Origin of the sequence: Streptomyces botrytidirepellens (assembly GCF_003721215.1) — a bacterium.
Lineage (GTDB): Bacteria > Actinomycetota > Actinomycetes > Streptomycetales > Streptomycetaceae > Streptomyces > Streptomyces himastatinicus.
Window position 1 is genome coordinate 24,126 of sequence record NZ_RIBZ01000874.1, and the last position, 9,033, is coordinate 33,158.

Here is a 9,033-nt window from a genome sequence, read left to right on the forward strand (position 1 = left end):
CCCGGCCGATCAACCCGCACTGTGCACCCGTACCACGTACGGGTGCACTTCGGGCCGAGCCCGGCCGATCCGCTTGCGGGCCAAGTAGCTTGAGGCCCATGCCCGCTTCCGGCACCGCCCGCCTCCTCGCCGGGGGGAGCGAGGGACCAGGCGCGCTTCGCCCGATGCTCGACACCGTCCTCGACGCCCTCACCCACGGCGCCGCCGACCGCGGCGGGCCGATCCCCGCCGGAGGACCCGGCGCCGTGGCCCACCGGACGCACGGCGCGGCGCGGCCCTCCCTCCCCGACCACGGGGAAGGGCCGCACCCCGCGCTGCGCACCCTCGTGACCGCCCTCACCGCGGGTGCCGCCGACCCGGCCGACCCGCACTGCGCCGCCCATCTGCACTGCCCACCGCTCGCCGTCGCGGCCGCCGCCGACCTCGCCGTCTCCGCGCTCAACCCGTCCCTCGACTCCTGGGACCAGGCCCCCGCCGCTGCCGAGTTGGAGGCGCTGACCTGCCGCGCCCTCGCCGAGCTGGTGTACCCGCACGGCCCCGCGCCCGACGCCCTCGTCACCACCGGCGGCACCGAATCCAACCAGCTCGCCCTGCTGCTCGCCCGCGAAGCCGCCCAGGGCGCGCCCCTCCGTATCGTCTGCGGCGCCAACGCCCACCACAGCGTCCACCGCGCCGCCTGGCTGCTCGGCCTGCGCCCGCCGCACACCCTCCCCACCCCCACCGGCGTCCTCGACCCGGCCCGCGTCCACGACGCCCTCACCGCACAGCTACCGCGCCCCACCCTGCTCGTCGCCACCGCGGGCACCACCGACACCGGGGCCATCGACCCCCTCCCGCACCTCGCCGACCTCTGCGACGGCCACGGGGCGACCCTCCACATCGACGCCGCCTACGGCGGGCCGCTCCTGTTCAGCGACACCCTGAACAAGCGGCTCGACGGACTCGACCGCGCCCACACCGTCGCCCTCGACCTCCACAAGCTCGGCTGGCAACCGGCCGCCGCCGGTCTGCTCGCCGTACCCGACACCACCGCCCTCGCCCTCCTCGGCCACCGCGCCGACTACCTCAACGCCCACGACGACACCGACGCCGGGCTCCCCGACCTGCTCGGCCGCTCCCTCCGCACCACCCGCCGCGCCGACATCCTCAAGATCGCCGTCACCCTGCGCGCCCTCGGCCGCCACGGCCTCGGCGACCTCGTCGACCAGGTCTGCGCCCACGCACACGCCCTCGCCGACCTCGTCCAGGCCCGCCCCGCCCTGGAGCTGTACGCCCGCCCCACCCTCTCGACCGTCCTCTTCCGCCCCAAGGGAGCCGGACCGGGCGCCGTCGCCGCGCTGCGCCGCGGCCTCCTGCACCGCGGCACCGCCGTCCTCGGCCGCGCCGCCACCCCCGAGGGGCTGTGGCTCAAGGCCACCCTCCTCAACCCGCACATCCAGCCCGGCGATCTGCGCGGGCTGCTCGACCTCGTGGAAGGCACGACCACCCCATGAGCACCGCACAACCCCCCACCCCGCCGTTCGCCCCCGAACCCGACCCCACCACCCCGGACGAGCCCCTGGACCTCGCGGGTATCGGCATCGGCCCGTTCAACCTCTCCCTCGCCGCCCTCGCCCACGGCGTCCCCACCCTGCGCACCGCCTTCTACGAACAGCGACCCGCCTTCCACTGGCACCCCGGGCTCCTCATCGACGGCGCCACCGTCCAGGTCCCCTTCCTCGCCGACCTCGTCACCCTCGCCGACCCCGCCAGCCCCTGGAGCTTCCTCAGCTACCTCAAGGCCCGCGAACGGCTCTTCCCCTTCTACGTCGCCGAGCGCTTCCACATCGAGCGCACCGAATACGACGCCTACTGCCGCTGGGTCAGCGAACAGCTCCCCGGCCTCCACTTCGGCCACCGGATCGACGCCGTCCGCTGGGACCACGACCACGAGCTGTTCGAAATCGACTTCAGCAGGCTCGGCCCCGACGGCGAGGCCGTGTCCCCCGGCCGCGCCCACGCCCGCCACCTCGTCCTGGGCGTCGGCACCGAACCCCACGTCCCGGAAACCCTGCGCCCCCTCGCCGACGCCCCCAACGTCCCCGTCCTCCACTCCGCCGACTACCTGGAACACCGCGAACGGCTGCTGAACACCGGCCACGTCACCGTCGTCGGCTCCGGCCAGTCCGGCGCCGAGGTCTTCCTCGACCTGCTGCGCCACCGGCCGCTCGGCGCCGAGGGGCTGCACTGGCTCGCGCGTACGCCCTCCTTCGCGCCCATGGAGTACAGCAAGCTCGGCCTGGAGCAGTTCAGCCCCGACTACACCCGCTACTTCCACGCCCTCCCCGAGGCCGTCCGCGACCAGCTCCTCCCCGGACAGTGGCAGCTCTACAAGGGCATCGCCCAGGAGACCATCACCGCCATCCACCACGAGCTGTACCGCCGCGCCCAGCACGGCGGCGGCTGGCCGGGCGCCGTCCTCACCCCCGGCGTCACCGTCCGCACCGCGGGCCGCATCGCCGCCGCCCGGCTCGAACTCCACCTGGAGCACGTCCAGCAGGGCACCCGCACCCGCCACACCACCGAGGCCGTCGTCCTCGCCACCGGCTACCGCGAGCGCCGCGTCGACACCCTGCTCGCCGCCCTCGACCCGTACATCCGGCGCGACTCCTCGGAGCGGCCCCGCGTCGACGCCCAGCACCGGCTGGTCCTCGACCCCCTCATCAAGGGCTCCGTGCACGTCCAGAACGCCGAGCGGCACACCCACGGCGTCGGCACCCCCGACCTCGGGCTGGCCGCCTGGCGCTCCGCCGTCATCCTCAACTCGCTCAGCTCCGAACCCGTCCACCCCCTGCCGTCCCGCACCGCCTTCACCACCTTCGGACTCCAGCCCTCCCGGCCGGGCGACGCCGCCCCGCAGCGGCCCGCCGCCCCGTCGTCGCCGGTCGCCCGGGGCAGCGGACGCATGCACCTCCCCGACCAGCGCACCGGCCGGACCCCCACCCGGACCTGAGCCGCCCCGTCAGAACACCGGCGTGCCGTCGCGCGTCAGCTTCCAGTCCACCGACGCGAACCCGGCCCCGTCGATCGTCCCCTTCGCCTTCACCCACGCGATGATCGTGTTACGGATCTCCTCCGAGTTGGCCCACACCTGCTGGGCGGCGGCCACATGCGGGAAGTTGCCCCCGCCGCTCGCCCGGTAGTTGTTCACCGCCAGCACGAACCGCGCCGCGTCCTCGACCGGCTTGCCGTCGAAGCGCAGCGCGGCGATCCGCGAACCCACCGGCTTCGCGATGTCGATCTCGTACGTCAGACCGCTCACCGCGTCGTAGTTGTAGTCGGGGGTGTCGTCGGCGTTGGTCAGCTTCGACGGATCCACGTCACCGCCCGCCGGGGTCCGTACGTAGTACCGCGCCGAGAACTCCAGGTAGTCCTTGACCTGGGCGCCCGTCAGCACCCGTGCCTCCAGGGTGTTCTCGAACGGATACAACCCCGCCACCTGCCGGATCGTGACCTCCCCGGCCGGGATCCGCGCCGTGCGCGAGAAGCACGACGCCTGCGACAGCACCGGCAGCTCCGCGTGCGCCGTGCCCGCCAGCGCCGCCTTCACCGTCTCCGTCTGCACCTGGTTGATGAAGTCGATGATCGGCGCGTCCTTGTACGGCGCCTCCGTGGCCGTCATCGCCGCCGTGGAGGTGCCGATGACCTGGTTGACGTATCCGACGACCTTCTTGTGCTCATCGCCGAGCAGCTCCACGATCCGTGGATCCTCCGCCACCGAGGCCGAGTTCAGCACCCTCGCCGACACCGACTCCACCTGCCAGCGGCCCCGCGCCCACTCCAGTGCGATGTCGAAGCGCGTCAGCCGCTGACCCCACTTCAGTGGTTCGGACAGCACGACCTCCCGGCCCGTCTCCTTGTTCACCACCCGGCGCTCGGCCACCTCCACATGCGCATGGCCGACCAGGATCGCGTCGATGCCCGCCACCCGCTCGGCCACCAGCGCCGCCGCGTTCTCCACGTACGGCAGCTGATCGCCGTAGCTGGACGTCCCGCTGGTGCCCGAATGCGCCGAGACGAGCACCACGTCCGCGCCCATCGAACGCAGCCGCGGCACCCACTTCGCCGCCTGCTCCTCCAGCCCCGGGAACGTCATCTTCCCCTGCACATGGGCCTTGTCCCAGATCGCGATCCCCGGGTTCGTCAGCCCCAGCACCGCCACCTTCACGCCGCGGCCGCAGGGCGTGCGCAGCCGGGTCATCCAGTACGGCGGGAACGCGGGCCGCAGCGACGTGGCGTCCAGCGCGTTCGCGCCCAGCAGCGGAAAGTCGCACTGCTCCTCGAACTTCCGCAGCACCGGGATGCCGTAGTTGAACTCATGGTTGCCGAGCGCCGCCGCGTCGTAGCCGATGAGGTTCATCGCCTGCGCCATCGGGTGCACCGGGCCGCCCTTGCCGGTGATCGGGTCGACCTTGGCGTAGTAGTACGACAGCTGGGTGCCCTGGATGGTGTCGCCCGCGTCGATCAGCAGCGTGTTGCGCCGCCCCTTCTCCGTGCGGACCTGCTCGACCAGGGTCGAGATCTTCGCGAGGCCGACGTCGTTGTGCGCCGCGTCGTCGAACTCGGCGTCCGTGAAGTAGTCCCAGTTGAAGACGTTGCCGTGCAGATCGGTGGTGCCCATGACGGTGAACTCGTACCGCTCACGGCGTCCGTGGCCATGGCCGTGTGCGTCCGCCGGAGCGGTGGCCGCGGCCGAGGCGAGCGCGACCCCCGCGCTGGTGGCCGCGGTGCGGCCCAGAAACGTCCGACGGTTGAGCGGCATGGCTGAACTCCCCTGGGATACCTGCGAAATGGGCACAACGCGCGTAGATTCTGGCGTAGCCGCACCCGTCCGCAACACCCCCGACAGGTTGCGATCAGAGCACGCCGAGCGCCCGGCTGTCCGGCCCGGCTGTCCCGCCCGGCACAGGGCAGGATCAAGCCACGTCCGCGAGCCCCGACCGAGGGAGCCACCCCCATGGACCGGCACGTCCCGTACGGCACCCCCGACACCCCGCGCGTCGCGGTGCTCGGCGAGGCAACGCTGGAGGTCGACCCCGAGATCGCCCGCCTCTCCGTCACCGTCAGCGCGCGCGGCGCCGACCGGCGCGCCGCGCTGGACGACCTCACCCGCCGCAACCAGCGCGCGCTGGACCTGGTGAAGTCCTACGGCGAGGCGATCGAGAAGCTGGAGACCGGCGCCTTCGCTATCAACCCGGAGCTGGTCAGGGGCCGCCAGGAGCGGGTACGGGCCTACTACGGCAGGGTGCACCTCGCCGTGACCGTCACCGACTTCACCGCCCTCGGCGAACTCACCACCCGCCTCGCCGACCTCGAACTGACCCGGGTCGACGGCCCCTGGTGGGGGCTGCGCCCCGACTCACCCGTCCACGGCCGGGCCCGGCAGCAGGCGGTGCGGGAGGCCGTGCAGCGCGCCCGCGAGTACGCGGGGGCGCTGGGCGCCGGGCTCGTCGCCCTGGTCGAGTTGGCCGACCTGGGCGCGGAGGGGGAGGCGGCCCCGCCGATGCCGGTGGCGGTGGCGGCCCCGCGTCACCGCTCCGCCCGCTCCGGCGCGGGGGACGCGGCCGCGCTCGATCTGGAACCCGAACGCCAGACCGTATACGCGCACGTCACGGCGCGCTTTACGATCACCCGCCCGGAGCTGTGAAACGACCCGGTACGGCGGCCTGTGTAGCCGCCCCGAATCGCTCATCGGAGCACCCCTATGCACGTTTCATTAGTTGTCGATAACCCGCCATGCAAAGGCCATGGGGGAGTGGCTGCTTTCCGGTTCTTTACCCGTGAGTAAGTCATAGGCTCGGCAGCATGCGCCGAGCAAAAATCGTCTGTACTTTGGGACCCGCCACCGACTCGTACGAGCAGATCAAGGCGCTCGTCGAAGCCGGAATGGACGTGGCCCGCTTCAACCTCAGCCACGGCACCTATGCCGAGCACGAGGAGCGTTATCGGCGAGTCCGCAAGGCCTCGCTGGAAACCGGCCGCAGCGTCGGTATCCTCGCCGACCTTCAAGGTCCGAAGATTCGGCTCGGCCGCTTCCGCGAGGGGCCCGTACTCCTTGAACGCGGAGACGAGTTCACCATCACCGTCGAGCCGATCGAAGGCGACCGCTTCCGCTGCGGCACCACCTACGAGGGGCTGGCCGCCGACGTCAACAAGGGCGAGCGCATCCTCGTCGACGACGGCCGCGTCACCCTCGAGGTCGTCGACGTCGACGGGCCGCGGGTGCACACGATCGTCATCGAAGGCGGGATGATCTCCGACCACAAGGGCCTCAACCTGCCCGGCGTGGCCGTCTCCGTCCCCGCCCTCTCCAGGAAGGACATCGAGGACCTGCGCTGGGCGCTGCGCACCGGGGCCGACGTCATCGCCCTGTCCTTCGTCCGCAACGGGGACGACGTCGTGGACGTGCACCGGGTGATGCAGGAAGAGGACTGCCGGCTCCCGGTCATCGCCAAGATCGAGAAGCCGCAGGCGGTCGAGAACCTGGAGAAGATCGTCGACGCCTTCGACGGCATCATGGTCGCCCGCGGCGACCTCGGCGTCGAGATGCCGCTGGAGCAGGTGCCGATCGTCCAGAAGCGCGCAATCAAGCTGGCGAAGCGGAACGCCAAGCCGGTGATCGTCGCGACCCAGATGCTCGACTCGATGATCGACAACTCCCGCCCCACCCGCGCGGAGGCCTCCGACGTCGCCAACGCCGTCATCGACGGCACGGACGCGGTGATGCTCTCCGGCGAGACCAGCGTCGGCAAGTACCCGATCGCCACGGTCCGGACCATGGGTCGCATCGTCACCGCCGCCGAGGAAGACATCCTCGCCAAGGGCCTCCCCCCGCTCACCGAGCGCAACAAGCCCCGCACCCAGGGCGGCGCGGTCGCCCGCGCGGCGGCCGAAATGGGCGACTTCCTCGGCGCCAAGTTCCTGGTCGCCTTCACCCAGTCCGGCGACACCGTCCGCCGCCTCTCCCGCTACCGCTCCCCGATCCCCCTGCTGGCCTTCACCCCGGACCCCAACACCCGCTCCCAGCTCAACCTCACCTGGGGCGTCGAAACCTTCCTCGGCCCGACGGTCGACTCCACGGACGAGATGGTCCGCCAGGTCGACGAGGAACTCCTGCGGCTGGGCCGCTGCCGCCGGGGCGACCTCGTCGTCATCACCGCGGGCTCCCCGCCCGGAGTCTCCGGCTCCACCAACCTGGTCCGCGTCCACCACATCGGCGCCGACGACCTCCGCTAGCCGCTTTTTTGGGCCGAAGTACCGCGGTCAGTACTTCGGCCCGACGTGCGCGTCCATGAGCGCGACGGAGTCGCGGCGGGCGACGGAGATGTTCCACGCGTTGGTCTGCCGCCAGGCGACCCCGAGCCGGTCGAGCGTGTCGGTGTACATCTTCCGGATGTCGTCGGACCGGTTGGTGAAGAAGTACCTCGGGTACTCATAGCGCTTGCGCGCACCGGCGACGATCTTCGTAGTCCAGTTGGTGATCCGGCAACCGTCGGAGTGCACCAGCCCTCGGACGAGCTCCCAGGGGTGGGTAGCAACGATCTCCCGTTGCCACGTCACCAGGACGATCGGCCGCTCATGCTTCTTGCCCGGCCCATGTTGGGGGAACAGACACGGCCAGTGCTTGCTGTAGCCGGTCACCATGACGTACCCCTGCCGCTGGACGCGGCAGACGCTGTTTCGGGGATGCACGGCGCGCATCGCCCCCGCACAGGCGTCGATGAGGCCTGGCCAGGCATCCGCACAAGCGATGCGCAGGAAAAACAGGCCCTTTCGCAGAGGGCTGACGCAGCCGTCGCCGAGGTAGAGGCCCAGTAGATACGTGTATGCGGCGGTGTCCGCCGGGGCTCGGGGCTCCGGGGCACATCGCGTGCAATCAGCAGTACGGGCGACGGGCTCCAGTCGGGTCTGCCAATTGCGGATTGCCCACCGGGATATCCCCGTTTGCTTGCTCACGGAGTTCACGCTGCGGCCCTGTTGCACGAGAGCCAGGGCACGTTTTCGCGTTTCGACGTCGTACACGACTACGAGCTTGGGCCGGAGAACGCCCGCCTGTTACTCGTTCGAAAAGGCGTTCACTTCATCGAGTGAAAGCTCCTGATTCCCCAGTGACCTTGGAATCGAAGGAAAAGTGCCCCGGGTCGGACTCGAACCGACACTGTATGGGTTTTGAATCCATTGCCTGCTGCCAAATTGGGCTACCGGGGCCAACGGATCGAAGGTCATCGGCGACCCGCTGCGCGTCTACCTTACCGCAGCTCGGTAGGCTCGTGGTGCCCCCACCTGTAGAGGAAACCGAGGAGCACAGTGAGCACCGCTGACGCCCCCGACGCGCAGTCGCACGTCCCGCCGCAGACAACCCGCGTCGTCATCGCCGAGGACGAGGCCCTCATCCGCCTCGACCTCAAGGAGATGCTCGAAGAAGAGGGGTACTCCGTCGTCGGCGAGGCGGGAGACGGTGAGACGGCCGTCGCGCTCGCTCGGGAACACCGGCCCGACCTCGTCATCCTCGATGTGAAGATGCCCGTCCTCGACGGGATTTCCGCCGCCGAGCGCATCGCGGGCGACCGCATCGCGCCCGTCCTCATGCTGACCGCGTTCTCGCAGCGCGAACTGGTCGATCGGGCCCGGGACGCCGGGGCGATGGCGTACCTCGTGAAGCCGTTCAGCAAGAGCGACGTGGTGCCCGCCATCGAGATGGCCGTCTCCCGCTTCACCGAGCTGAAGACGCTGGAGCAGGAGGTCGCCGACCTCTCCCTGCGGCTGGAGACCCGCAAGCTGGTGGACCGGGCCAAGAGCGTATTGCAGACGGAGTACGGGCTGACGGAACCGGCCGCGTTCCGCTGGATCCAGAAGACCTCGATGGACCGGCGGCTGTCGATGCAGCAGGTGGCCGAGGCGGTCATCGAGGACGCGGCGGAGAAGAAGGCCAAGGAGCAGTGATCAGGGGCTGACGCGGTGATCGGGGAGGCCCGAGCGGGCCTCCCCGATCAC

General features: G+C 70.9%; 7 protein-coding genes and 1 tRNA gene. 5 read left to right on the forward strand and 3 right to left on the reverse strand.

Translation table 11 applies throughout. The features are described 5' to 3' along the window. Nucleotides 1–98: 98 nt before the first annotated feature. A complete protein-coding gene (locus EEJ42_RS47760; protein WP_123108409.1) occupies nt 99–1,493 on the forward strand; it encodes a pyridoxal phosphate-dependent decarboxylase family protein in 1,395 nt (464 codons plus the stop codon). Then, nucleotides 1,490–2,992 carry a lysine N(6)-hydroxylase/L-ornithine N(5)-oxygenase family protein gene (locus EEJ42_RS47765; protein WP_123108410.1) on the forward strand — a complete coding sequence of 501 codons (1,503 nt, stop codon included), beginning with the start codon at nt 1,490–1,492 and terminating at the stop codon, nt 2,990–2,992. The genes EEJ42_RS47760 and EEJ42_RS47765 overlap by 4 nt, the downstream gene beginning before the upstream one ends. A 9-nt stretch (nt 2,993–3,001) precedes the next feature. Here EEJ42_RS47765 and EEJ42_RS47770 read toward each other — a convergent pair whose 3' ends face one another. Continuing rightward, nucleotides 3,002–4,801 (reverse strand): bifunctional metallophosphatase/5'-nucleotidase, encoded by a 1,800-nt coding sequence (locus EEJ42_RS47770; RefSeq protein ID WP_123108411.1) that lies wholly within the window; start codon nt 4,799–4,801, stop codon nt 3,002–3,004. Nucleotides 4,802–4,996: 195 nt separating this feature from the next. Here EEJ42_RS47770 and EEJ42_RS47775 point away from each other — a divergent pair, with 195 nt between their 5' ends. Together EEJ42_RS47775 and pyk are read left to right on the forward strand one after the other, a co-directional pair. Further along, the gene (locus EEJ42_RS47775) at nt 4,997–5,686 is read left to right on the forward strand and encodes an SIMPL domain-containing protein (RefSeq protein WP_123108412.1); all 690 of its coding nucleotides are present in this window, start codon (nt 4,997–4,999) and stop codon (nt 5,684–5,686) included. A gap of 158 nt (nt 5,687–5,844) precedes the next feature. Further along, on the forward strand, nt 5,845–7,275 hold the full coding sequence (pyk, locus tag EEJ42_RS47780; protein ID WP_123108413.1) for a pyruvate kinase: 1,431 nt from the start codon (nt 5,845–5,847) through the stop codon (nt 7,273–7,275). A gap of 27 nt (nt 7,276–7,302) precedes the next feature. Here the strand turns inward: pyk and EEJ42_RS47785 are convergent, their stop codons facing one another. Continuing rightward, on the reverse strand, nt 7,303–8,061 hold the full coding sequence (locus EEJ42_RS47785) for a helix-turn-helix domain-containing protein (protein ID WP_123108414.1): 759 nt from the start codon (nt 8,059–8,061) through the stop codon (nt 7,303–7,305). A 110-nt stretch (nt 8,062–8,171) separates the two neighbouring features. Further along, nucleotides 8,172–8,247: transfer RNA gene (locus EEJ42_RS47790), tRNA-Leu, on the reverse strand. Between the two features lie 99 nt (nt 8,248–8,346). Here EEJ42_RS47790 and EEJ42_RS47795 point away from each other — a divergent pair. Beyond that, nucleotides 8,347–8,982 (forward strand): ANTAR domain-containing response regulator, encoded by a 636-nt coding sequence (locus tag EEJ42_RS47795; RefSeq protein ID WP_123108415.1) that lies wholly within the window; start codon nt 8,347–8,349, stop codon nt 8,980–8,982. Nucleotides 8,983–9,033: the final 51 nt, after the last annotated feature.

Bases quoted from the DNA above. Each gene is read 5' to 3' on its own strand.
- EEJ42_RS47760 (WP_123108409.1), top strand. From the start codon at position 99: ATGCCCGCTTCCGGCACCGCCCGCCTCCTCGCCGGGGGGAGCGAGGGA.
- EEJ42_RS47765 (WP_123108410.1), top strand. From the start codon at position 1,490: ATGAGCACCGCACAACCCCCCACCCCGCCGTTCGCCCCCGAACCCGAC.
- EEJ42_RS47770 (WP_123108411.1), bottom strand. From the start codon at position 4,801: ATGCCGCTCAACCGTCGGACGTTTCTGGGCCGCACCGCGGCCACCAGC.
- EEJ42_RS47775 (WP_123108412.1), top strand. From the start codon at position 4,997: ATGGACCGGCACGTCCCGTACGGCACCCCCGACACCCCGCGCGTCGCG.
- pyk (WP_123108413.1), top strand. From the start codon at position 5,845: ATGCGCCGAGCAAAAATCGTCTGTACTTTGGGACCCGCCACCGACTCG.